This window comes from Candidatus Brevundimonas phytovorans (assembly GCA_029203145.1).
GTDB lineage: Bacteria > Pseudomonadota > Alphaproteobacteria > Caulobacterales > Caulobacteraceae > Brevundimonas > Brevundimonas phytovorans.
The window spans coordinates 1,779,788-1,804,007 of the sequence record CP119309.1 but is presented as its reverse complement, the minus strand read 5'-3'; the positions used below and the strand labels follow the sequence as shown (position 1 = coordinate 1,804,007).

Genomic DNA, 24,220 nt, shown 5'->3' with positions numbered 1-24,220 from the left:
CGGAGCGGAAAGGCTCCGCTTCAAGGTTGGAATTTTGACAACCCAGTCCGCTCATCCCGGCGGACGCCGGGATCCAGTCCTTTGGTCATCAGTCGCGCCGAGAGGCTTTTGAGCAACTCGGGGCGGATGAAGCTCTTACTGGACCCCGGCGTGCCGGGGTGCGCGGGAGTTAGAGCAGGCGCCTCAGCCGCCCAGATCGTCCGGCGTGACGCCGACCGAGCGGCAGGCGGCGGTGTAGGTATTGGCCAGCAGGCAGGCGATGGTCATGGGGCCGACGCCGCCGGGGACGGGCGTGATGCGACCCGCGACCTCGACGGCTTCGGCAAAGTCCACATCGCCGACCACGCGGGTCTTGCCCTCGGCGGCCTTGACCGGGTCCTTGGAGGGGACGCGGTTGATGCCCACGTCGATGACCGTCGCGCCCGGCTTGATCCAGTCGCCCTTGATCATCTCGGGCCGACCGACGGCGGCCACCAGAATGTCGGCGGTGCGGCACAGGGCGGGCAGGTCGCGGGTGCGCGAGTGGGCGATCGTGACGGTGCAGCTTTCACCCAGCAGCAGTTGCGCCATCGGCTTGCCGACGATGTTGGAGCGGCCGACGATGACGGCGTTCAGGCCCGACAGGTCGCCCAGCTGCTCCTTCAGCATCATCAGGCTGCCCAGAGGCGTGCAGGGGATCATGCCCGGCAGACCGACCGCCAGACGCCCGACATTGACCACGTGGAAGCCGTCCACGTCCTTGTCCGGGTCGATGGCGCCGAGGACGGCGGCCGAATCGATATGCTTGGGCAGAGGCAGTTGCACCAGGATGCCGTGGATGCCCGCGTCGGCGTTCAGCGCCGCGATCAGGGCCAGCAGCTCTGCCTGCGTGGTCGTGTCGGGCAGGCGGTGGGTGTCGGACCGCATCCCGGCCTTCTGCGTCGTCTCGCCCTTGTTGCGGACGTAGATCTGGCTGGCGGGGTCCTCGCCGACGATGACCACGGCCAGGCCCGGCTTGACCGCGTGGGCCGCTTCCAGCCGCGCGGCGGCGGCGGCGACGCGCTCGACCAGGGTCTGCGAGAAGGCCTTGCCGTCGATCAGCGAGGCGCGGGCGGGTTCGTCAGCCATGGTTGGCTCCAAGGGCTCGGGAACTGGAAAGCGTGGCCGCGATTTACAGCCGCGGCGGTTCGGCGTCTATGATAGCGCCAGCAAAGAGGTTTTCATGCGTCATTCTCCGTCCGGGGCCCTGTTCGCAGCGGTCAGCGTCATCGCCCTGCTGTCGTCCGGCTCGGTATCCGCCCAAACGGCTGTCGACACGCGCATCGGGGCCGAGGTTCGCGGACAGCTTGAGGATGGGGATGCGCGCACTCGCGGCGGCGACGCCTATCGCTATGACGACTATCGCCTTCAACTGCGCGCCGGTCAGCGGTTGCAGGCCGAACTGCGCAGCAGCGACTTCGACCCCTTCCTGGCCATTTACGCCGAGGGCGGCGTCTCGGGCGAGCCTCTGGCGACCGACGACGACGGCGCCGGCAGCGGCATGAACGCCCGCCTGCGTTTCACGCCCGAAAGCGATGGCGTCTATATCGTCCGCGCGCGGCCCTTCTCCGGTCTGGCCACCGGCGCCTACACCCTGGCGCTCAGCGAGCGCGTGGCTCCGCGTCAGCCGCGTCCCGGTCGGATCGCCGTCGGCGGGAACGTCTCAGGGCGGCTGACCAGCGGCGACGCTGAGGACGAGGACGGCAATGTCTTTGACGCCTACGCCTTCCGCGCGAACGCCGGGGAGCGCGTGGCCGTCTTGCTGGAATCCGACGCCTTCGATCCGCTGGTCCGTGTCGGTCGCATGGTCGGGGGCTCGTTCGTCGAGGCGGCCCAGAACGATGACGGGCCGGGCAAGGGGCTGAACTCCTACCTGGTCTTCACGGCCCCTCAGTCCGGCGACTATGTGATTCAGGCCGCCTCGGTCAGCAGCGGCGCCGAGGGCGACTATCGCCTGTCGCTGGAGCAGGGCCCGCCGGCCCCCGAAGCCCGCAGCATCGCCGTCGGCGACGAAGTCAGCGGCCGGCTGGACGAAGACAGCGCCCAGAGCGATTCTGGCGCCCCCGCCGACCTCTATCGCTTCACCGGACGCGCCGGGCAGCGCGTGGCCATCAGCCTGAAGGCCGACGACTTCGACAGCTACCTCGAACTGTTCGACGCCAACCACAACAGCCTGGCGACCGACGACGACAGCGGCGGCGAACTGAACGCCCGTCTGACCTTCGTCCTGCCCGCAGACGGCGACTATCTGATTGAGGCGCGCGGCTTCTCGGACGCCACGGGCAGCTATGACCTGAAACTGGAAGAGGTGGCCCCGCCGCCGCCACCGACGGCGCTCAGCTTTGGACAGACGGTTCAGGGCGACCTGAAGGAGGGCGGTCCGACCGATGACGCAGGGCGTCTGTTCGACGGCTACGCCTTCAGCGGAACCGAAGGCCAGCGGGTTCAGGCCATCATGCGGTCCGGCGATTTCGACGCCCTGTTGCAGGTCAGCAAGGCGGGCGAGGAATTCGAGGAACTGGCCAGCGACGACGACGGCCTGCGTCAGGGCACGGACGCGCGTCTGACCTTCACCCTGCCGGAGGACGGCGACTACATCCTTCGCGCCCTGCCTTATTCGAGCAGCGGCAAGGGGCTGTATTCGCTTGAGTTCGCGGATCGCGGACCGGAGCCGGGACCGGGCAGCCTGCTGGTCGGCTCGACCGCGCGCGGCGCCCTGACGGACAACGACGCCCTGACTGACGAGGGCGTCTCGTTCGACGCCTATACCTTCAAGGCCAAGGCCGACGAGAAGCTGCGCTTCACCCTGATCTCCCCGGCCTTCGACGCGGTGGTCGAGGTGGGCGAGGACAAGGAGGGCGACTTCCGCAGTCTGGCCGAGGATGACGACAGCCTGTCGGACACCCACGCCCGTCTGGACTGGACCGCGCCGCGCGACGGGACCTATGTCGTGCGCGCCCGCAGCTTTGCCCCCGGGTCGACCGGCGACTATGTCCTGACGGTCGAGCGTCAGCCCTGATGTGTTGCAGGTGAGCGACGACCTGATCCTGGGCCGCAAGGATCAGCACCTCGACGTGGTGCTGTCCGGCGGCGGGCGGCATGGCCTGGCGTCTGGCTTTGACGACTGGCGCTTCGTCCATGAGGCCCTGCCGGATCTGGACCACGCCAAGATCGACCTCGGCGCCGACTTCCTGGGGCGGCGCCTGCAGGCCCCTCTGCTGATCAGCGCCATGACCGGCGGGCCCGCCCGCGCCGAGGCCATCAACGCCCGTCTGGCCGAGGCGGCTCAGCATCTGGGCATCGCCCTGGCTGTGGGCTCCCAGCGCGCAGCCATCGAGGGCGGGGCGACCGGCGGGCTGGATCGCGCCTTGCGCGACCGGGCGCCCGACACGCCGATCCTGGCCAATATCGGCGCGGCCCAGCTGACGCGCGGCTTTGGCGTCGAGCAGGCGAAGCGGGCGCTCGATATGATCGGAGCCGATGCTCTGGTCGTGCATCTCAACCCCTTGCAGGAAGCCTGTCAGCCCGAGGGCGACCGCGATTGGTGGGGCGTCGGCGCAGCCCTTCAGGCCCTGATCCGTGAGCTGGACGCGCCAGTCATCGTCAAGGAGACGGGGGCGGGCATATCCGCCGTCACCGCCCAGCGCCTGATCGCCATGGGCGCGGCGGGCGTCGACGTGGCCGGGGCCGGCGGCGCCAACTGGGGCCTGATCGAAGGCGAGCGCGCGACCGATGCGGCGGACAAGGCCCACGCCGCCGCCTTCGCCGCCTGGGGCATCCCCAGCGCCCGCGCCATCGCCGAGGCCCGCAATGCCTTGCCGGAAGCCCTGATCATCGGTTCCGGCGGGGTCCGCGACGGCGTCGATGTCGCCAAGGCCGTGCGCCTGGGCGCCGACGTGGTCGGCATGGCCTCGGGCGTCATTCAGGCGGCGACAGAGTCCACCGAGGCCGTGGTCGCCCACTTCCAGACCATGATCCGGCAACTGCGAACGGTCTGCTTCTGCACCAACGCGGCCAGCGTGGCGGCGCTGAAGCGCGTGCCCCTGCTCAGTGTAAAATAAATCAGCTGTTTAGGCGCTCAGGTTAGGGCGCTGGTCAGAAACCACGGAGACCTCTCATGCGCACCCTTCTGATGACGACCGTCCTGGCCTCGGCCCTGGCGATCGCCGGCGCCGCTTCGGCCCAGAGCAGCATCCGCCCCGGCCAGACCGTCCAGGGCAATTTCACCGCCAAGGACGCCCGCATGGGCGACGGCTCGCACTACCGTTGCTATGTCATCCAGACCAACCCGGACGAGGCCTATACGGTCACGCTCAGCTCGTCGGATTTCGACACCTATCTGTCGGCGGGCGCGGGCGCGGACTGCGACGACACCTCTGTCTCTAACGACGACGGCCCCGACATGGGCACCAATTCTCAGTTGCGCTTTGTCTCCGGCGGCGGCCTGTGGATCATCAAGGCCAACACCCTGAGCGAGGGCGAGACCGGCCGTTATGAACTGCGTGTCTCGGCGGGCGAACGCATCCGCCCGACCACCCAGGTCCTTCCGATCGCCGTCGGCGAAAGCCGTTCGGGCCGTCTGGAGTTCAGCGACCGTCGCGCCGACGACGGCTCCTTCTACGACTGCTACGCCCTGACCATCTCGCGCCCGGGCAGCGTCGCCGTCCGCCTCGATTCCGGGGCCTTCGACGCCTATCTGGGCCTCTATGAGGGGCCCCAGTGCGACGGCGCCTCCCTGGCCAGCGATGATGACAGCGGCGGCGGCACCAGCGCCCAGATCGTTCAGACCCTGCGGCCGGGGACCTATTCGATCCGCGCCAATACGCTCGGTGCGGCGGAAGAGGGCGACTACACCCTCAGTGTCACCTCGCGCCGTTGATGGCGGCGGCGGCCCCGGTCGGATCGATCGGGGCCGTTTTCGCATCCGCCGCCGGAAAGGGGCGGTCGAAGCCGAAGCTGTAGTCGCCCGGCTCCAGCCGCACGACCCGCGTCGCTGACGGCTCTATCGGCTCGATGACCAGAGGCGTCGGGGGCAGGGGCGGCGGTTCGATCCAGGCGCTTTCCAGCGCCATTCCATTGGCGCCCAGCGGCGTCATGGGCAGCAAACGTTCCGGGTCGTGCTCATAGCCGTTGCTGAGCTCGCCGACCGTCAGGATCGGCCGGGGCGGCAGCTCCGGCTCGACCGGGGCCACCACCTCGACATTGATCGCAGGCCCCTCCGTCGCCGGGCCATGGGCTGTCGCGGTCGAGCGCCATAGCGTCCACCCGCCGCCAAGCAGGGCGGCCAGACCCACCGCTGCGATCGCCGCCGTCATCGCCTTCATTGTCACTCACCCATCCTGACTCTCCGGGTGTGAAGCGCGCGACGACCGATGGGGTTCACGGCTTCGTCGCCCGCGACGGACAGGACGCCTGGCGGGTCAATCAGGCTGAAGGCAAGAGGTCGCCGGCGAAGGCGCGGTAACGACCAGCCCGCACCGCATCGGTCGCCCGCGCGATGTCCGGCGCGAAGTAGCGGTCAGCGGAATAGGGTTCGGCCGCTTCCCGCACGATGGCGTAGGTCTGTTCCAGTTCCGGCGATGTGGTCAGCGGACGACGGAAGTCGATGCCCTGAGCGGCGGCCAGCAGTTCGATGCCGACGACGGTCGCCGTATTGGCGGCCATGTCCAGCAGGCGGCGCGCGCCGTGGGTGGCCATCGACACGTGGTCTTCCTGATTGGCGCTGGTCGGCACGGTGTCGATGACGCAGGGGTGGGCGACCATGCGGTTCTCGGCCACCAGAGCCGCCGCCGTCACCTGGGCGATCATGAAGCCCGAGTTCACGCCGCTGTCCTTGACCAGGAAGGCGGGCAGGTCGGTCATCTTGGGGTCGACCAGGATGGAGGTGCGGCGCTCGGAGATGTTGCCGATCTCGCACAGGGTCATGGCGATCATATCCGCTGCATAAGCAACAGGTTCCGCGTGGAAGTTGCCGCCCGAGATGACGTCGCCATCCTCGATGAAGACCAGCGGATTGTCGGTCACGGCGTTGGCTTCACGCTCCAGTATGGCGGCGGCGTTGCGCAGCACGTCCAGCGTCGCGCCCATGACCTGAGGCTGGCAGCGCAAGGAGTAGGGATCCTGCACCTTGGCGCAGTCGTGGCGGTGGCTGTCGCGGATGGCGCTGCCGGTCAGCAGTTCGCGCAGGCGACGGGCCACGTCGATCTGGCCCGGCTGGCCGCGCAGGGCGTGGATGCGGTGGTCGAACGGCGCGTCGGAACCCAGAAGCGCATCGACCGACAGGGCGCCGGCCGCGACGGCGGCGGCGAAGACATCCTCGGTCGCGAACAGGCCGGCAAGGGCCAGGGCCGTCGAGCACTGGGTGCCATTCAGCAGGGCCAGGCCTTCCTTGGGGCCCAGGACGACCGGCTTCAACCCGGCCTTGGCCAGAGCCGAAACGGCGTCCAGCGTCTGACCCTGATAGCGGGCCTCGCTGACGCCGATCAGGACGCAGGACATATGGGCCAGCGGCGCCAGATCGCCCGAGGCGCCGACCGAGCCCTTGGCCGGGATCAGCGGCAGGACCTCGGCGTTGACCATGCCGATCAGGGTCTCCAGCGTGTGCCGCCGAACGCCCGAGGCGCCCTTGGACAGGCTGGCGATCTTCAGCACCATCAGCAGGCGGGTGACGTTCTCGCTCAGCGGTTCGCCGACGCCGCAGGCGTGGCTGAGCACCAGGTTCTTCTGAAGGGTTTCAAGGTCTTCCGCCGCAATGCTGGTGTTGGCCAGCAGGCCGAAGCCGGTGTTGATGCCATAGACCGTGCGGCCCTCGGCCAGGATGGCGGCGACGACCGCCGCCCCCTTCTCGACATTGGCCCAGGCGGCGGGCGTGAGTTCGACCTGAACGGGTCCGTTCAGGACTTGGCGCAGCTGATTAAGAGTCAGCGGATTTTGGCCGATGATGATCTTGGTCATACGTAGTCCTTTCCCTTCTCCCCTTGGGGGAGAAGGTGGGCGGCGTCGCCGCTCGGATGAGGGGTAGGGTTCAGCGGGCTCGCGAGGCGACGTTGAGCATGGGGACGTGGCCCCCTCATCCGTCTCGCTGCGCGAGCCACCTTCTCCCCCGAGGGGAGAAGGGACTTCATTTCAAGCTCGGCAGATTGAGCCCGTGCTCGCGCGCGGCGTCCTTGGCGATGTCGTATCCGGCGTCGGCGTGGCGCATGACGCCGGTGGCCGGGTCGTTCCACAGAACGCGCTCCAGCCGCTTGGCGGCTTCCGGCGTGCCGTCGGCGACGATGACGACGCCCGAGTGCTGGGAATAGCCCATGCCGACCCCGCCGCCGTGGTGCAGCGACACCCAGGATGCGCCCGATGCGGTGTTCAGCAGGGCGTTCAGCAGGGGCCAGTCGCTGACGGCGTCCGAGCCGTCCATCATGGCCTCGGTCTCGCGGTTCGGGCTGGCGACGGAGCCCGAGTCCAGATGGTCGCGGCCGATGACGATGGGGGCCTTCAGCTCGCCCGAGGCCACCATGTCGTTGAACATCAGACCCGCGCGATGGCGGTCGCCCAGACCGATCCAGCAGATGCGCGCCGGCAGGCCCTGGAAGGCGATGCGCTCGCTGGCCATGTCCAGCCAGCGGTGCAGGCCGGCGTTGTCGGGGAACAGCTTCTTCATCGCTTCATCCGTCTTGCGGATGTCCTCGGGATCACCCGACAGGGCCGCCCAGCGGAACGGCCCGATCCCGCGGCAGAACAGCGGGCGGATATAGGCGGGGACGAAGCCTGGGAAGTCGAAGGCGTTGCTCACGCCCTGATCGAAGGCGACCTGACGGATGTTGTTGCCATAGTCGACGGTGGGGATGCCCATGGCGTGGAAGTCGAGCATGGCCTGAACGTGGACGGCCATCGACTGACGGGCGGCGGCCTCGACGGCGGCAGGGTCGCTGACGCGCTTTTCTTCCCACTCGGCGACGGTCCAGCCGGAGGGTAGGTAGCCGTTGACCGGGTCGTGCGCGCTGGTCTGGTCGGTCACCAGATCGGGACGCACGCCGCGCTTGACCATTTCAGGCAGAAGGTCAGCCGCATTGCCCAACAGACCGATCGACAAGGGTTTATTGTTCTTGAACGACTGCTCCAGCAGGGCCAGGGCCTCGTCCAGGGTCTCGGCCATGACGTCGACATAGCGGGTGCGAAGGCGGAACTCGATGCGGCTGCGCTGGCATTCGATGGTGATGCAGGAGGCGCCGGCCATGGTCGCGGCCAGGGGCTGGGCGCCGCCCATGCCGCCGAGGCCCGCCGTCAGGATCCACTTGCCCGACCAGTCGCCGCCATAGTGCTGGCGACCCGCTTCCATGAAGGTCTCATAGGTGCCCTGAACGATGCCCTGGGTGCCGATGTAGATCCACGACCCGGCGGTCATCTGGCCGTACATGGCCAGACCCTTCTTATCGAGTTCGTTGAAATGCTCCCAGGTCGCCCACTTCGGCACCAGGTTGGAGTTGGCGATCAGCACGCGCGGGGCGTCTTCGTGGGTGCGGAAGACGCCGACCGGCTTGCCCGACTGGACCAGCAGGGTCTCGTCGGCTTCGAGCTTCTGCAGCTGCTCGACGATGGTGTCGAAGGCCTGCCAATTGCGGGCCGCCTTGCCGATGCCGCCATAGACGACCAGGTCCTCGGGGCGCTCGGCCACCTCGGGGTCGAGGTTGTTCATCAGCATCCGCATGGCCGCCTCGGCGGCCCAGGTCTTGGCGGTCTTTTCAGACCCGTGCGGGCTGCGGATGATGCGGGTGTTGGGCGTGGCGCTCATCGATTCCTCCATGCGGCCCAGAGTGCGGGTTGGGCCGTCGTTTGGGGCGAGTGTTATGTCTAGACATTATTGCGTGCAAGAGGCAGTTTCGATTCATGGATCAAGAGCCGCTTCATCGACGGATCGCCGGCGACATCGAGCGCCGCATCGCCTCGGGCGAATGGCGGCCCGGTTTCCGCATCCCGACCGAGGCCGAACTGATGGCCGAATACGGCTGCGCCCGCATGACCGTGTCGCGCGCCATGACCGACCTGTCGGCGCGGGCGCTGGTGGTGCGCCGCCGCCGCGCTGGGACCGTGGTGGCCCATCCGCCGGTGCATTCGTCGGCCTTGGTCGCCATCCCCGACATCCAGTCCGAGGTCGAGGGCAGGGGGCTGGCCTATGCCCACCGCCTGCTGGGCCGCATCGTCCGCCCGGCGCGCCCCGACGAGGGTCTGGGCGAGCGGGTGATCGAGCTGGAGACCCTGCATCTGGCCGACGACCTGCCCTTTGTCTTCGAGCGCCGCCTGATCTCGCTGACCGCCGCGCCCGAGGCCGAGGCCGCCGACTTCGCCGCCCAGCCGCCGGGCGGCTGGCTGCTGGCCCACATGCCCTGGACCGAGGCCGAGCATCGCATCTCCGCCGTCGGCGCCGACCCCGAAACCGCGACCCATCTGGGTCTGGCCGACGGCGCCGCCTGTCTGCGGCTGGAGCGCCGCACCTGGCGCGACGGTCAGGGCGTGACCTGGGCGTGGCAGACCTTCCCCGGCGCGGCCTATGATCTGGTCGCCCGCTTCTCTCCGACTAAAGGATGACCCGATGAGCGAACCGTCTGAAGCCCTCGGCTGGCGCTCTGTCGCGGATCTGGTGGGGAACCATCCCGACGCCCCCGTCGCCCTGATCGGCGCGCCGCTGAACGAGCGGTCGCTGACGCCGGGCCGCTGCGATCTGGGGCCGAAAGCCCTGCGCGCCGTCCTGCCGCGCCTGTCCACCTATGACGTCGAGACGGGGCTGGAACTGGAGATCAAGGTCCATGACGCCGGGGACGTGGCGCTGAAGGCCGTCTCGCCCTTCGACGCCTTCGAGCCCGTGCGCGATGCGGTGGCGGCACAAGCTCACCGCGCCCTCACCATCCTCATCGGCGGCAACAACGCCATCACCCGGCCCGGCGTTCATGCGCTCGGGTTGGAACGCGTCGGCGTCCTGACGCTGGACGCCCATTTCGACCTGCGCGACACGGACCAGGGCCTGACCAACGGCAACCCGATTCAGGCCCTGCTGGACGACGGCATGGATGGCCATCGCATCAGCCAGGTCGGCCTCGCCCCCTTCGCCAACACCCGCCGCGCCCACGAAAAGGCCGAGGCCGCCGGCATCAGTGTCCGCACCGCCCGCGAGTGCCGCCAGCGCGGTCTGGCGACCGTGGTGGTCGAGGAACTGGAGCGCCTGTCGTCCCTGTGCGAGGTCATCTACGTCGACTTCGATATCGACGTCATCGACCGCAGCCAGTGGCCCGCCAGCCCCGGCGCCCGCCCTGGCGGAGTCTCGGTCCACGACTTCTTCGACGCCGCCCGCGCCATCGGCGCCTGTCCCAAGGTCCGCGCCGTCGACCTGACCGAATACGACCCCTCGCTGGAAGTCGGCGACCTCGGCTCCCTGACCGCCGGACGCTGGTTCTGCGAAATCCTCAGCGGAGTCGCCGCGCGATGATGATGATCATTTTTCCTTCTCCCCTCGGGGGAGAAGGTGGGCCGCGGAGCGGCTCGGATGAGGGGGGCGTCAGCCCTTTGCACCTCACTTGCCGATCATCCGTCTTGCATCGAACGTCCCCCTCATCCGTCTCGCTTTGCGAGCCACCTTCTCCCCCGAGGGGAGAAGGATCATGATGTTTGACCGTCTCATCACCGACTGCCACATCGCCGCCATGACCGAGGGCGGCGCCCCCTATGGCGCGATCGAGGACGCCGCCATCCTGATCACGGACGGGCGCATCGCCTGGGTCGGGCCGCGCGCCGACCTGCCTGTGCACAAGGCTGTGGAAACCGACCGTCTGGGCGGGCGCTGGGTCACGCCGGGCCTGATCGACTGCCACACCCACCTGGTCTTCGGCGGCGACCGCTCGGGTGAGTTCGAGCGGCGGCTGGAAGGGGCGACCTATGAAGAGATCGCCCGCGCCGGGGGCGGCATCGTCTCCTCGGTCAAGGCGACGCGCGAGGCGAGCGAGGACGACCTGTACGCCTCCGCCTGCAAGCGTCTGGAGGGGCTGAAGGCCACCGGCGTCACCACGGTCGAGATCAAGTCCGGCTATGGCCTGGATCACGACAGCGAGCTGAAGATGCTGCGCGTCGCCCGCCGCATCGGGCGGGACGCCGGGGTGCGGGTCCGCACCTCCTACCTGGGCCTGCACGCCGTCCCGCCCGAGCACAAAGCCGACCGCGCCGCCTATGTGGACAAGGCTGTGGACGAAATCCTGCCCGCCGCCCATGCCGAGGGTCTGGTCGACGCGGTGGACGCCTACTGCGAGCCCATCGCCTTCACCACGGACGAGGTGGCGCGCCTGTTCGACAAGGCCGAGGCCCTGGGCCTTCCGGTCAAGCTGCACGCCGACCAACTTTCGGACGGCGGCGGCGCGGCCCTGGCCGCCCGCTATCATGCCCTGTCCGCCGACCATATCGAGCACACGACCGAACCGGGCGTTCAGGCCATGGCCGAGGCAGGCGTGGTCGCGGTCCTTCTGCCCGGCGCCTTCCTGATGCTGCGCGAGACCAAGGCGCCGCCGGTGGCCCTGTTGCGCCAGCACGGCGTGCGCATGGCGGTGGCGACGGACTGCAACCCCGGCACCTCGCCCGTCGCCTCGATGACGGCGGCGCTGAACCTGGCTTGCGTCCAGTTCCGTCTGACCCCGGAAGAAGCCATCGCCGGCGCCACCCGCCATGCCGCCCGCGCCCTGGGATTGCAGGACGAGACCGGGACTATCGAGCCCGGCAAGGCCGCCGACCTCGCCGTCTGGGACATCAGCCGCCCGGCGGAGCTCTGCTACTGGCTGGGCGCGCCCCTGCTGCATCGGCGCTACCTGAACGGAGATCTCACCTAAAGGTTGTATTTTACAATAAAGCTAATCTAGGATTGTTGGCGGGGAGGCCGACAATCCATGGATGCAGACGACTTCATTCGCCGCTGGTCCGAGGCGCCGATCAGCGAGCGCGCCCACTACCAGACCTTCATCGGCCAGCTGTGCCGCCTGATCGGTGTGGCGGCGCCGGACGACGAGCGGACGGGCGATCTCGACTACTGCTTCGAGCGCCCGGTGAAGTTCCTGCACGAGGACGGGGGCAGCCATCCAGGCTACATCGACTGCTACCGGCGCGGCGCCTTTGTGCTGGAGGCCAAGCAGTCGGGCAAGCGCGGGGCGGGCGGGGCGCTGGACCCCCAGCCGCAACTGGCCCTGTTCGGCGGTCGCGGACGCAAGACGACGGCGCCGTCCAGCACGGCGGAAACCCTGATGCGCAACGCCAAGCGTCAGGCCGAGAACTACGCCAAGGCTCTCGACGAATGGCCGCCCTTCATCGTCGTCGTGGACGTGGGCCGCGCCATCGAGCTGTGGTCCGACTTCGGACGGCAGGGCAAGGCCTATGTCCCGTTTCCCGACCGCGCCCGCTATCGCATCGAAATGGCGCACCTGCGCGACGAAGCGGTGCGCGAGCGGTTGAGACGTGTCTGCGGCAGCTAGGCTGATCGGCGGCGAGATGCGGACAATAGGCCAAGTCTTTGAAACGATGCGGTGCCATTTCTTCCAATGATGAGATGGTCTTTTACGCAAATTCCTAAAGCACAACCTGCAGCAATGATCTGCCGCGTGACTTCGACATGCCTTGCTTCTGGCGAGGGGTCCCCCCAGGGGTGATTATGCACTATTATGATCGAAGCAGCATACACTTCGAGTGCGCGGCGCATGATCTCCCTGGGATAGATTGGCATGTGGTCGATGGTGCCGCGGTTCATGATTTCATCGAGGATGAGGTAGCTCTTTGCGTCTAGGAACAGGATCCGGAACTGGATAATTCCTTCGGCCTGCATATCGGCGCGCAGATAGGCAATGACCCTCTGCCTGTCTTCTAGAAGAGGTCGCTGAGCGGCCCTCTGTGCCAGGGCCCGTAGTCCATAAGCATGGATGGTGAGCAACCGCTCGATTGCCGCGTGGGCGCAGTCGGGATCCACTTGCACGGCGACAACGTGTAGGACTGAAAGACTCGTTGCCGCGACGCCTGCAAGGTTGCCAAAGTACCTAATCCACGCCTCGGCTACGCGTTCGTTTCCGATAGCCGCTGTAAGAATGTCGGCATCATCGCATTTAAGCCGGTCGTTATTGGCGCTCCAAATTTTATCCTGGGTTCTCGCGGAATGCTCTTGCATCGTCGTCAGCGCCCCTCGCGCTGCGTCGAAGTCGATCAATCGCACGCCCTTCCCAGAGGCCGAAGAGGGCGCAGGCGAGGACGCTCCCCCATGAAATCCACCTCAAGGTCACAGCGGTCCAGATCAGACTGTCGATCTGCAGTAGCGAAATGATGTGAGTGGAAAGAGCGAGCAACTGGCAGCCGGTCGCGAAGACCAGCCACCATCTGTCGCTCCTGAGGGCGAGCCACAGCAGCCCTACGAATGTGATCAGCGACGAGATCGCGACGCCCCACCTAGTCTGTCCAAATAGCAGCGGCTGGACGAAAGGGGTTGCGCAGTTGAGCGCTGCGAATAGGGTCGCCGCAACTCTCTCTGGCAAGCCTCCTCGACCTGCCAATGCGAGAATTGTGAAGATTGTTGCGGCAAGTAGCGGCGTCACGGTCAGGTCACTAGATCATGCCGCGTTCGCGGCTATCGTTGGCAGCAAGGCTTTGGGGCGGTCGGGTTTCGTTTCCGTGGCGCCATCCATCTTCCAGATGACCGCGTGTTCTTCTGCAACCTGCAAAAGCCCACTATGCGCGGCGATGATGGCGGTTCGCGCAGCGGTCATGGCTTGAAGGCCTGTGATGACATCTTGCAAGGCGGCGTGTCCCACGCTTGCAGCGAGGTGAGAGGTCTTGCGACCATCTAACATGTCGGCGCCGAGCCGCATGGTCTGTGCCAGGGCCTCGTCCAGGGCGTGTTCACTGGTCCGCAGGCCACGCGCGATTTGGATGCCTGTTTGGTGCTTGTTCATGATCGGTCCCTTCGTTGAAAGACGCGTCAGAGACCGCCGTCACTCGCCAGTCGATCAATCAGCTGGGCTGTAACCACAAGTACAGACAGCCCGATGATCGCCAAAAGCCCGAGCCCAACATACACGCCGAGTATCCAGTAGAGCCTTCCAATCAGTCGGGGTAGCGAAGGAAGTCGCCACCCGAAGATCGTGGGCCTGGCAATCGGCGCTGCTGGTTCGATAGATGTAGTCTGCAACGCCCGCTCACTAGGAGCCACGATCTGCACGTTGGGTATTTCGATTGAACCGTATAGCGGATGAACCGTGAGAAGACCCATTGCCTCGCGCCGGTTGGAAGCGCCGAGGCGCCGCATGGCTGCGCGGATGTGACTGCTAACAGTTTCTGGGGCAATCGTCAGCCGACGAGCGATTTCCTTGTCGGTGCTTGCGGCCTGTCGCAGGCATTCCAACTGCATGCGGGTTAGTGCCACGGGATTTTCGCTCAAACTCTGACGCATCCGAGCCTCGAACAACAAGCAAAGTGCTCGCATTAAGGTAAATGGCCGAATCGTGGCGGGGGCAAGATTTTACGCCTCTCGTGCAGGCGCTTTTCGGGGACAAATTTGAGCGGAGACAGCCACGACCTGACCGTAGGGGTGGATGTGACCGACGCCGTCGCGCTGAAGGCCAACGCCCTGTTGTGCTCGCCGGGGGTCAAGCTGCATGGCGCAGGCTTCATCGTTGCGCCGGACCGGGCGGCGGCCCTGCTGTCGGCGTCAGAGCCTGAGGCGGCCTCGCCGATCCGCGCCTATCGCAACGGCCGCGATCTGGCGGACCGTCCGCGCGGGGTGAACGTCATTGACCTGTTCGGCTGGGACGAGGCCGAGGTGCGGCGACGACATCCGGCCATTTTCCAGCATGTTCTGGAGACGGTGAAGCCGGAGCGCGACCGTAACAACCGGGCATCTTACCGCGACAATTGGTGGATTTTCGGCGAGCCCCGCCGCGAACTGCGGCCGGCGCTGGAAGGCTTGCGGCGCTATATCGCCACGGTCGAGACGGCCAAGCATCGCTGGTTTCGGTTCCTCGACGCGGACATCCTGCCGGACAACAAGCTGGTGGTGATCGCCAGCGACGACGCGGCGGTTCTGGGCGTCCTGTCGTCGCGCCTGCATCAGGACTGGTTCGTGGCCAACTCGGCGCGGATCGGCGTCTACGACGGCGACGCGGTTTATGTGAAGGGCGCCTGTTTCGACGCCTTTCCCTTTCCCGATCTGTCGGGCCGGGCCCGCGCCGAGATCGCCATTCTGGCCGACGAGATCGATGGTCTGCGGGCCAGGGTGCTGGCGCAGCACGGTTTTCTATCCATGACCGGTCTCTACAACGCCCGCGCGCGGCTGGCGGCGGGGGCGCCCCTGACCGAGGCCGAGCGCACGATCCACGAGGCGGGCTGTATCGGCCTGTTGGATCACCTGCATCAGCGGTTGGATGCGGCGGTCCTGGCGGCCTACGGCTGGCCGGTGAATCTGTCGGCGCATGAGGCGGTGGCGCGGCTGGTGGCCTTGAACCGCGAGCGCGCGGTCGAGGAGGCGCGCGGCGAGGTGCGGTTCCTGCGGCCCGACTTCCAGATGGGCCGGGTCAAGACCTCGCGGCGGGCGATGCAGGTCGAGGCCGCTCTGGATGTCGAGGCCCGCTTGCCGTCCCTGCCGGATGCGCCGGGGGCCATGGCCTCGGCCCTGCTGCAGGCCCTGAGGCAGGAGGGGGTGCCGGTCGGTCCCCGCGCTCTGGCGGCGCGCTTCGGCGGGCGTCGCGGACGGCGCATGGAGGACCGGATCGAACAGACCCTGGCGGTGCTGGCTGTGGCGGGGTCGGTGCAGCGCACCCCGGACGGATGGTTCACCCCGCGCCGGGTCTGATGCTAGCCTCCACCTCTGGAATCGGGGGCGGGCAACATGGCGCAGTCAAACACAGACGTCGTCATTCTGGGCGGCGGGCATAACGGGCTGGTCTGCGCCTTCTATCTGGCGCGGGCCGGGCTGAAGGTGACCGTGCTGGAGCGGCGCGGCGTCGTCGGCGGGGCGGCGGTGACGGAGGAGTTCCATCCCGGCTTCCGCAACTCGACCGCCAGCTACACCGTCAGCCTGCTGAACCCGCACATCATCGCCGACATGGATCTGCCTCGCCACGGCCTGCGGGTGGTCGAGCGGCGGGCGGCCAACTTCCTGCCCTTTGACGACGGCCGCTACCTGCTGACCGGCGAGGGGCGGACCCAGGCCGAGGTGGCCAAGTTCTCGGTGGGCGACGCCGAACGCCTGCCCGAGTATGAGGCGCGGCTGGAACCGGTCGCCGCTATTCTGCGCGACCTGATCCTGACCACACCGCCCAATGTGGTTGAAGGTGGATGGCTGGCCGCCCTGCCGGAGATGCTGAAGGCGGCGTCGCTGGGGCGGCGGGTCTCGGGTCTGGGCCTGGCGGCGCAGCGCGACCTGCTGGACCTGTTCGCCAAGTCGGCGGGCGACTGGCTGGACGGCTGGTTCGAGAGCGACCCGATCAAGGCCCTGTTCGGCTTCGACAGCGTCGTCGGCCACTACGCCAGCCCCTATACGCCCGGCTCGGCCTATGTCCTGCTGCACCATGTCTTCGGAGAGGTTAACGGCAAGAAGGGCGCCTGGGGCCACGCCATCGGCGGCATGGGGGCGATTACTCAAGCCATGGCCGCCGCCTGCGCCGAACAGGGCGTCGACATCCGGCTGGATGCGCCCGTCGCCGAGGTGCTGACCGAAAAGGGCAGGGCGGTCGGCGCCGTGACCGAGGCGGGCGAGGTGATCCGAGCCCGTGCCGTCGTCTCCAATCTGCATCCGCGTCTGCTGTTCGACCGGCTGGTCGATCCGGCGGTGGTCCCGGCGGATTTCACCGAGCGGATGAGCCGCTACGCCTCTGGCTCGGGCACATTCCGCATGAATGTGGCCTTGTCCGAACTGCCCCGGTTTACCGCCCTGCCAGAGGCGGGGGATCACTTGACGGCGGGCATCATCATCGCGCCGACGCTGGCCTATATGGACCGCGCCCATGCGGAGGCGCGGCTGAACGGCTGGTCGTCGAAGCCCATTGTCGAGATGCTGATCCCCTCGACCCTGGATGACAGTCTGGCGCCGTCGGGGCAGCACGTCGCCAGCCTGTTCTGCCAGCACGTTTCGCCCGATCTGGCGGACGAGCATCGCGACACGGTGGCCGACCTGATGATCGAGACGGTCGAGGCCCACGCGCCGGGCTTCAAGGCCTCGGTGGTCGGGCGGCTGGCGCTGGGCCCGCGCGATCTGGAGCGGCGCTTTGGCCTGATCGGCGGCGACATCTTCCATGGGCGGCTGACGCTGGATCAGCTTTTCAGCGCTCGGCCCGTCCTGGGCCACGCCGATCACCGGATGCCTGTGCCGGGGCTCTATCTGTGCGGCTCCGGCACCCATCCCGGCGGCGGGGTGACGGGCGCGCCGGGCCACAACGCGGCGCGCGCCATCCTGAAGGATATCAAGCCAGGCTGATGTTCATCGCCTTCAGCAGGGCGTCGCGGATGGCGCCTTCGGTAAAGGGCTTCTGAATGGTGGGGTGGCCGCGCCAGTTTTCGGGCAACCCGGCCTCGCCATAGCCGGTCGAGAAGACGAAGGGCACGCCGCGCGCACGCAAGGCCTCGGCCACCGGGAAGACCTCGCGGCCCGCCACATTGACGTCCAGCAGGGCCGCATCCAACGCCCCCTCCGTCGTGGCGGCGACCAGGCCGTCGTCGATGTTGGACTCCGGCCCCACCACGGCGCAGCCCATGTCCTCCAGGATGGTTTCCAGCAGCATGGCGACCAGGGACTCGTCTTCGATCACAAGCACACGACGGTCCTGCAAAGCTTTGGTCATGCGGCTTCCTTGTTTAGTGGAATGGTGATTTCCGCGGACAGGCCATCGTCGCGGTAGTGCATCTGCACTGTGCCCGCCAGATCATGCCTGACGTTGCGTTCAATCAAACGACTGCCGAAGCCCCGGCGTTCCGGCGGCGTCACGCTGGGCCCGCCGGTTTCGCGCCAGACGATGCCCAGTTGCGGATTGTTCAGGTCCGCGACCGTCCAGTCGACCAGAACCCGACCCTCTCCCGACGACAGGGCGCCGTATTTGGCCGCATTGGTCGCCAGTTCATGGAAGATCATGCCGAGCGACACGGCCATGGCCGGGTCCAGCGCCACGTTCGGCCCGTTCAGGGTCAGGCGATGCAGGCCGTGCGCCGTCGTTTCATGCTCCAGCACCTCGCGCAGGTCGGCGCCTTCCCAGTGACTGCGGGTCAGCAGGTCGTGCGTGTGGGACAGCGACAGGATGCGCGACTGGAAGGTTTCGGCGAAGGAGCGCGGGTCCTCGTGTGAGCGTGCCGTCTGCATGGCGATCGACTGGACCGTGGCCAGGGTGTTCTTCACCCGGTGGTTCAGTTCGTCGATCATCAGCTTCTGACGTTCGGCGGCCAGGACTTCGTCGGTGACGTCGTGCCCCTGGACGAAGACGCCCATGATGGCGCCGGCGTCGTTGCGGATCGGCTGATAGATGAAGTTGAGATAGCGGGTCGCCAGCGGACCGTTCGGCGTCTGCTGCAACTGGACCGGGCTTTGCCGTCCCTGGAAGGGCTCGCCGGTCGCCAGGACCTCGTCGAGGAAGTCGTAATAGCCCTGACCCGCCAGTTCCGGCAGGGCCTTGCGGATCGGCTTGCCGACGACATCGCGATGGCCGATCAATTGGCCATAGGCGCCGTTGTGCAACTGGATGACGTGCTCCGGACCATTCAGCACGGCGACGAAGCCCGGCGTCTGCATGAACATGTCCAGCAACTGACGTCGCTCGGTTTCCAGGCGCCGGTTGTCGGCCTGAATGCTCAGGGCGCGGCGGAACATGCCGCCGCCGATCAGGGTGTCCAGCGCCGAGGAGGCGTCGGCCGGCCTCAGTCGGCCGACCTGCCGGCGCAGGCGCTCCAACTCGGTGATGTCGCTGGTGTGCTGAAGGATATGAGTGACGCGGCCCGTTTCATCCTTGATCGGCGTGTGGGTGCAACTCCAGTAGCGATCGTCATAGACGACCGTGCCGTCCTCCTGCGTGATGGGGATCGGGTAATGAAGCACGGCCAGATTGTCGGGCTGCCCCGTCGACAGCACCTTTTCGAACGAGGCCGCCAGCTGCCGCGCATTTTCAGGGCCCTCCTGTCCGGGGCCTGCGTCGAAGGCCTGCATCACCGGCTGGCCCAGCAATTCCTCGCGCCGCCGCTGCGTCACGTCCAGATAGGCCTGGTTCATGCCCGCATAGCGCAGCTCGGCGTCCAGCAGCATGTAGGGATTGGGCGAAGCGTCAAACGCTGCGACCAGATCGATTGTCTTGGCGAGTGTTCGCACTCTGGCCCCCGTGTTCGCTCAGCCTAACGCGAGCGAGAGCGAAAGGGTGCCTGTTCCTGACGCAAAAATCGGGAGGATGTCCAGTGGTCAAGTTTATGGACGACTGACGCCTAACTGCTGACGCCCAGGGTGTCCGACAGGGCCCAGTACATGGGCTTGGGGCTGTAGCGTTCGTCATAGGGCAGGCCGCGATTGACGCCCTGGGCGGCGCGGACGCGCGCGTCGACCTGTTCGGTCAACCATGAGAACTTGTCGGTCAGGCCCCAGGTCACGACGCCCCGCACCTCGGGGAAGGCCAGCATGATATCGAGGTAGCGGCGGGTTTCGTCGGCGACCTTCTGGTCGCGTGCGGTGGTGGAGGGGCCGCCCCCGGCTTCCTTGACGTCCAGTTCAGTCACCGTGATGTCGAGGCCGAGGTCGATGAGCGCCTTGGTCATATCCTGCAAGCCGACCTTGTCGATCGGCCCCTTGGACAGGTCCAGGTGGGCCTGAACGCCGGCCCCGTCCAGCGGCACGCCGGCGGCGCGAAGACGCCGCAGCAGGGCGACGAAGGCCTGACGCCGCGCCTTGTCGACCGGGTTGCCGTACTCGAAACCATAGTCGTTGATGACCAGATGGGCCTGGGGCGCATGGTCGCGCGCCTCCTCCATCGCCCGTTCGATATAGGTGGGGCCAAAGGCGCGGAAGAAGGTGTTGCGGCGCAGGGAACCGGCGCCCGCCTCGGTGTCGATGGGTTCGTTGATCACGTCCCACTCGCTGATGCGTGAGCCGTAGCGACCGAGCACACGCGAGAAATGCTCGGACATCAGCCGCCAGTCGCGCTGTTCCAGCAGTTCCTGCCTGGCCCAGTCGGGGGTGCTTTGTTCCCACAACAGGGTATGGCCCCGGACCCTCAGTCCATTGTCGTCCGAAAACGCCAGCAGATCGTCTACAGGGGTGAAGTTGAACTGACCCTTGCGCCATTCCAGCGCGTTCCACTTCAGGTGGATTTCGGGGGTCAGGACGTCGCAGTCCCGCAGGACTGCGTCGCGCAGGGCCTGGTCCTGGCGCAGATGGTCGGCGCGTGCCGCCGCGCCGTAGTAGCGTCCGCCCTTGCGGGCGGCGCGCGACAGTGAGGGGGCGGCGTTGCTGGCGTCGGGCAAGGGCGCGCCTTCTCCCTCGGGCACGGCCCAGGCGCCGTGCGGGGCGACGGCCAGCGCCGGAGCCAGGGCGAGGCCAGTCAATACAGAGCGACGTGACGGAAGCGTCAGCATACTACGCCTAGCCTTCTCTAGAAGCGGAGAAGAGTAAGCGTGATCGTTAAGCTCCCCGGGAATAACGCCGGGTTAACGATGGCCGGTAGGTGATTTTAGGGCCGAATTACAGTCGCCGTTTGACGATTGTCCGTGCGGCTAAGCTTGAAATCAGAAGCTGTGATAGAAACCAACGCGGACATAGCCGTCGGAATCGCGGTTGTCGCCGTCGCTAAGTCCCGCCGAGATCTGGAACTCGCCCTGATCGCCCACCTTGAAGCCCAGCACCGGCCCGACGTGATAGGCGGAGTAGTTGGAATCTCCGTCCGCCGCCACTTCCAGACCCGCTCGGACGCGGCCCGAGCTGCCGATCGTATGCGTCACGCTGGCCAGGGCGTCGTAGTCGTCCAGGGTGAAGCCGTAGGAGCCGTACCAGTCGACGCGCCAGGGTCCGGCGACGTGGCCGCCGTCCAGGCTGACCATGACCTCGCCTTCGCCGCCGTCGCGGCGGTTGCCCGGATCGCCGGGGCTGAGGTCGGTGTCGACATAGCGATAGCCCAGGCCGACGCTGCCCCAGGTCGGGCCTGACCCGAAACGATAGACCAGTTCCGCCTGCGCCCCGGTGAAGTCGGCGTTGATGGTCGTCGGACCGTTCTGATAGTCATAGCCGCCGGTGAAGGCCACGCCGCGCACGGCCCAGCCCTTGCCCTCGGCCGAGCCGGGCAGACCCACCGTGGCCCCGACATAGGCGGAATCCGCGACGTCCAGCTTGCCGCCCGCGAAAACCGTGTTGTTGTTCTGGGCGACGGCTGCGCCCGACCAGCCGACCACGCCGAGCGTGATCAGCGCGGCCGTGAGCGACACGTTCGAGAAGGGGCGGCTGTGGCGGTCGGTCATGAACATTCCCTGGCGATAGTATCGAGTGCGTCGTCTGCTCGGCGACGCTGAGGAAGCTGCTTCAGATAGGCTGAACCGTTTAGGTTAATACTTTCAGACGACCAGTTTCCCTCGTGTCAGTTCGGCCAGGCACTCCGCGCTCCGGTCCACCGGCGCGCGGGTGCGCGACACCCAGGCGATCAATTCCTCCATGCCGGCGTTCATGTCGCGCTCGGGCCTGAATCCATAGGCGCGCTCGATCTTGGAGATGTCGCCGAAGCAGTGGCGGATGTCGCCGACGCGATACCTGTTCAGCACTTCCGGCGCGATGTTCTTGCCCAGCAGTCGGGCCAGAACGCCGGCGATCTCATTGACCGAAATCGGCGCCCCGCTGCCGACGTTGAACACGTCCCAGGTCTCGCGGTCGCTATCCAGAACCGTGGCGAAGGCGCGGGCCACGTCCTGGACGTGGACAAAGTCGCGCATCTGGCGGCCGTCCTCGAACACCAGGGGCGGTTGGTCGTTCAGCAGGCGGGCGATGAAGATGGCGGCCACCCCGGTATAGGGATTGCTCAGGGCCTGGCGCGAGCCGTAGGCGTTGAACAGCCGCAGGGCGACGGTTGGGATCTGCAGGGCGCGGCCCACCGACAGGAACATCTCCTCATGGTCGCGCTTGTTGACGGCGTAGATGGAGTTGGGCTGCAACAGCTTGTCTTCGGCCGTCGGCACGGGCTCCAGTTCCTCGCCGTCGATCATGACCTCCCACTGCCGGGCCTCAAGCTGGGCGTGGGAGCGGATGTCGGCGGTCACGCGGGCATGGGTCGAGGGGCGAACATAGTCACCCTCGCCATAGATCGACATGGACGAGGCCACGGCGATCCGTTCGACGCTGTGCGGCTTCTGCGACAGCACCTCCAGCATGACGGCGGCGGCCATGACATTGTTGCGGGTGTAGTCGACGATATTGGTCATGCTCTGGCCCACCCCGACCGAGGCGGCCAGATGGGCTAGATGGGTGACGCCCTCCAGCGCCGCCTCAAACACCCCCTCGTCCAGAATGTCGCCTCGGATGCGGCGCGCGCGCCGGTCGAGGTAGGTGGGCCAGCCCTCGGCGTCCATCTCGCCGTCGCCGTGAACCTGGGGCGACAGGCTGTCCAGCACGCTGACGCGATAGCCGCGCGCCAGCATGACGTCGACCAGATGCGAGCCGATGAATCCGGCCCCGCCCGTGATCAGGATATGCTTGTCCATGACCGTCGCCCGCTCAGTGATGGTGGGGGTGGTGGGGCAGGACGCCGAACTGGTCCAGCTTGGACCGCACCAGCGTATTGTTGGCGTCGATCTTCTCTGTGCGCTGCCAGACCTGGCCGCTGTCCTTCAGATACATGACGAAGCCCAGCGTCAGCGGGATGATCCACATGCACCACCAGACCATGATGAAGATCGGATTGACCATCAGCATGTAGCCGATGCGGTCCGTGGCCCGCTCCAGCACCAGCCCGGTTCGCGTCCAGGTCCGCATATAAAGGCCAACGATCAGCAGGGTGAAGGCGATGATGTTGAACACCGACAGCACCACCAGCCACAGGGGCAGGAAGTTGTCGCCGGCGAAGAACCGCCACGCCGCCCAGACGCCCAGGGGGATGCCCAGGGTGTTCACCCACAGCGACATGCAGGGCAGGAAGTTGGTCCAGGCGCGCACCCGCTCGCCGAAGGTGAAGTCCATCTCCTTCAGCGGCGTGCCCAGGCTCTGGAAGAAGCCGGCGACCCAGCGCTTCCTCTGGGTGATGCCCTCGCCAAAGGTTTCCGGCACTTCTTCGATCAGGGAGTTGTCGATGATGCCCAGCGTCTTGCCGTTCTTCCAGAACCGCTCGCCGACCTCGGGGTCCTCGATGGTGATCCAGGGATGGAAGCCGCCGAGGGCGATCAGGTCGTCGACCTTGAAGAACAGGCCCTTGCCTAGCACCCAGAAGGGCTGTTTGGGGTCCGACAGGTGGCCGTACTTGGCGCCGTCCCAGGTCATGTGGTCGAAGGCGTGAAAGGCGGCGGCCAGGCTGGCGTTGAGGTTGCCGGCGACGTTGCGGGCCTGAAGCACGTCGTACTTCTGCAAACCGATGGCGGCGGCCTTGAAATGGTCAGCCGGCGGGCAGCTGTCGGCGTCGATGTAGTCGATCGTCAGGTTCGTCTTGTCGCGATGGGTCTCGGCGACCTGATACAGGGCGTAGATCAGCTGCCGCGTCTTCTTGGGCGGCAGGTCCTTGGCGCCGGCTCGCTTGCCGTTGTGCCACCAGTAGGCCTTCGGGTTGGCGTCCCAGGCGTGCCAGACCACGTCCCAGCGCGGGTCGGTGGTCGGCGGCACCTCCAGGATCTCGACGAAGGGATAGGCCGCGGTCAGTCGTTGCAGGCTGGCGATCGTCTCTGTGTCGTTGGAATTCGGGATGGCGACGACGCGATAGCGGCTGCGGGGATAGTCGAGCTTGGCCAGGGCGGTGAAGGTCGTCTCCATCGTCCGTTCCAGCTCTCGCAGGACGGGATAGAGCAGGACGATGAAGGGCATCTCCGCCTCGGTGGCGGGCAGGGGGTCGTCCATGTCCACGCTGTTGACACGCAGCGAGCGGAAATACATCTCCAGCAGGAAGCAGCCTAGGTAGAGCAGCTGGGATATGGCGAACAGCCATATGAGGATCGTCGGAACGCTGTAGTTTTGCATCGAAAGGCCCGCCCAGAATTTCCGTGTTGGAGTGCTGTC

22 protein-coding genes are annotated in these 24,220 nt (G+C 66.9%); 9 read left to right on the top strand and 13 right to left on the bottom strand.

Features of this window, described 5'->3' with window-relative positions; genetic code table 11:
• Nucleotides 1-183 precede the first annotated feature (183 nt).
• Nucleotides 184-1,107: a bifunctional methylenetetrahydrofolate dehydrogenase/methenyltetrahydrofolate cyclohydrolase FolD gene (gene folD, locus P0Y52_08900; GenBank protein WEK56669.1), complete on the bottom strand. Its 924-nt coding sequence runs from the start codon at nt 1,105-1,107 to the stop codon at nt 184-186.
• Nucleotides 1,108-1,201: 94 nt separating this feature from the next.
• Here folD and P0Y52_08895 point away from each other — a divergent pair, with 94 nt between their 5' ends.
• From P0Y52_08895 to P0Y52_08885, 3 genes are read left to right on the top strand one after another with little or no spacing between them, the layout of a single operon-like run.
• Nucleotides 1,202-3,037 carry a pre-peptidase C-terminal domain-containing protein gene (locus P0Y52_08895; protein WEK56668.1) on the top strand — a complete coding sequence of 612 codons (1,836 nt, stop codon included), beginning with the start codon at nt 1,202-1,204 and terminating at the stop codon, nt 3,035-3,037.
• 10 nt (nt 3,038-3,047) lie between these two features.
• On the top strand, nt 3,048-4,079 hold the full coding sequence (gene fni, locus P0Y52_08890; protein WEK56667.1) for a type 2 isopentenyl-diphosphate Delta-isomerase: 1,032 nt from the start codon (nt 3,048-3,050) through the stop codon (nt 4,077-4,079).
• Between the two features lie 56 nt (nt 4,080-4,135).
• Nucleotides 4,136-4,897 (top strand): peptidase, encoded by a 762-nt coding sequence (locus P0Y52_08885; GenBank protein ID WEK56666.1) that lies wholly within the window; start codon nt 4,136-4,138, stop codon nt 4,895-4,897.
• On the opposite strand, the gene P0Y52_08880 is transcribed toward P0Y52_08885, so the two are convergent.
• The 3 genes from P0Y52_08880 to P0Y52_08870 all read right to left on the bottom strand — a co-directional run bounded on the left by P0Y52_08880 (nt 4,881) and on the right by P0Y52_08870 (nt 8,803).
• Nucleotides 4,881-5,348, bottom strand: coding sequence for a hypothetical protein (locus tag P0Y52_08880; GenBank protein WEK56665.1), 468 nt, complete (start codon nt 5,346-5,348; stop codon nt 4,881-4,883). The two genes, P0Y52_08885 and P0Y52_08880, sit on opposite strands and share 17 nt — an antisense overlap.
• A 94-nt stretch (nt 5,349-5,442) precedes the next feature.
• Nucleotides 5,443-6,972 carry a histidine ammonia-lyase gene (hutH, locus tag P0Y52_08875; protein WEK56664.1) on the bottom strand — a complete coding sequence of 510 codons (1,530 nt, stop codon included), beginning with the start codon at nt 6,970-6,972 and terminating at the stop codon, nt 5,443-5,445.
• 166 nt (nt 6,973-7,138) lie between these two features.
• On the bottom strand, nt 7,139-8,803 hold the full coding sequence (locus P0Y52_08870; protein ID WEK56663.1) for a urocanate hydratase: 1,665 nt from the start codon (nt 8,801-8,803) through the stop codon (nt 7,139-7,141).
• A gap of 95 nt (nt 8,804-8,898) precedes the next feature.
• Here P0Y52_08870 and P0Y52_08865 point away from each other — a divergent pair, with 95 nt between their 5' ends.
• The 4 genes from P0Y52_08865 (at nt 8,899) to P0Y52_08850 (ending at nt 12,512) form a co-directional block, all read left to right on the top strand.
• On the top strand, nt 8,899-9,597 hold the full coding sequence (locus tag P0Y52_08865) for a UTRA domain-containing protein (protein WEK56662.1): 699 nt from the start codon (nt 8,899-8,901) through the stop codon (nt 9,595-9,597).
• Between the two features lie 4 nt (nt 9,598-9,601).
• Nucleotides 9,602-10,492 (top strand): agmatinase family protein, encoded by an 891-nt coding sequence (locus tag P0Y52_08860; protein ID WEK56661.1) that lies wholly within the window; start codon nt 9,602-9,604, stop codon nt 10,490-10,492.
• A gap of 175 nt (nt 10,493-10,667) precedes the next feature.
• Entirely contained in the window at nt 10,668-11,876 is a 1,209-nt protein-coding gene (hutI, locus tag P0Y52_08855; protein WEK56660.1) for an imidazolonepropionase, read from the top strand.
• A gap of 57 nt (nt 11,877-11,933) precedes the next feature.
• Complete coding sequence (locus P0Y52_08850; GenBank protein ID WEK56659.1) at nt 11,934-12,512, top strand: hypothetical protein; 579 nt, start codon at nt 11,934-11,936, stop codon at nt 12,510-12,512.
• Here P0Y52_08850 and P0Y52_08845 read toward each other — a convergent pair.
• The 3 genes from P0Y52_08845 to P0Y52_08835 form a co-directional block, all read right to left on the bottom strand.
• Complete coding sequence (locus tag P0Y52_08845) at nt 12,509-13,234, bottom strand: JAB domain-containing protein (protein WEK56658.1); 726 nt, start codon at nt 13,232-13,234, stop codon at nt 12,509-12,511. The two genes, P0Y52_08850 and P0Y52_08845, sit on opposite strands and share 4 nt — an antisense overlap.
• 397 nt (nt 13,235-13,631) lie before the next feature.
• Nucleotides 13,632-13,973, bottom strand: a complete 342-nt coding sequence (locus tag P0Y52_08840) for a hypothetical protein (GenBank protein WEK56657.1) — start codon at nt 13,971-13,973, stop codon at nt 13,632-13,634.
• Between the two features lie 26 nt (nt 13,974-13,999).
• The gene (locus tag P0Y52_08835; protein WEK56656.1) at nt 14,000-14,470 is read right to left on the bottom strand and encodes a helix-turn-helix transcriptional regulator; all 471 of its coding nucleotides are present in this window, start codon (nt 14,468-14,470) and stop codon (nt 14,000-14,002) included.
• Nucleotides 14,471-14,575: 105 nt separating this feature from the next.
• Here P0Y52_08835 and P0Y52_08830 point away from each other — a divergent pair, with 105 nt between their 5' ends.
• On the top strand, nt 14,576-15,868 hold the full coding sequence (locus tag P0Y52_08830; protein ID WEK56655.1) for a hypothetical protein: 1,293 nt from the start codon (nt 14,576-14,578) through the stop codon (nt 15,866-15,868).
• Nucleotides 15,869-15,904: 36 nt separating this feature from the next.
• Entirely contained in the window at nt 15,905-17,491 is a 1,587-nt protein-coding gene (locus P0Y52_08825) for an NAD(P)/FAD-dependent oxidoreductase (protein WEK56654.1), read from the top strand.
• Here the strand turns inward: P0Y52_08825 and P0Y52_08820 are convergent.
• The 6 genes from P0Y52_08820 to P0Y52_08795 form a co-directional block, all read right to left on the bottom strand.
• The gene (locus tag P0Y52_08820) at nt 17,478-17,855 is read right to left on the bottom strand and encodes a response regulator (GenBank protein WEK56653.1); all 378 of its coding nucleotides are present in this window, start codon (nt 17,853-17,855) and stop codon (nt 17,478-17,480) included. The genes P0Y52_08825 and P0Y52_08820 overlap by 14 nt on opposite strands.
• Complete coding sequence (locus tag P0Y52_08815) at nt 17,852-19,363, bottom strand: HWE histidine kinase domain-containing protein (protein ID WEK56652.1); 1,512 nt, start codon at nt 19,361-19,363, stop codon at nt 17,852-17,854. Before P0Y52_08815 ends, P0Y52_08820 begins: the two co-directional genes overlap by 4 nt.
• A gap of 110 nt (nt 19,364-19,473) precedes the next feature.
• Nucleotides 19,474-20,586, bottom strand: a complete 1,113-nt coding sequence (locus P0Y52_08810) for an endo-1,4-beta-xylanase (protein WEK56651.1) — start codon at nt 20,584-20,586, stop codon at nt 19,474-19,476.
• A gap of 180 nt (nt 20,587-20,766) precedes the next feature.
• Nucleotides 20,767-21,492, bottom strand: coding sequence for a cellulose biosynthesis protein BcsS (gene bcsS, locus P0Y52_08805; protein ID WEK56650.1), 726 nt, complete (start codon nt 21,490-21,492; stop codon nt 20,767-20,769).
• A gap of 93 nt (nt 21,493-21,585) precedes the next feature.
• Entirely contained in the window at nt 21,586-22,722 is a 1,137-nt protein-coding gene (locus tag P0Y52_08800) for an NAD-dependent epimerase/dehydratase family protein (GenBank protein WEK56649.1), read from the bottom strand.
• A gap of 13 nt (nt 22,723-22,735) precedes the next feature.
• The gene (locus P0Y52_08795; GenBank protein WEK56648.1) at nt 22,736-24,181 is read right to left on the bottom strand and encodes a glycosyltransferase family 2 protein; all 1,446 of its coding nucleotides are present in this window, start codon (nt 24,179-24,181) and stop codon (nt 22,736-22,738) included.
• Between the last annotated feature and the right edge of the window lie 39 nt (nt 24,182-24,220).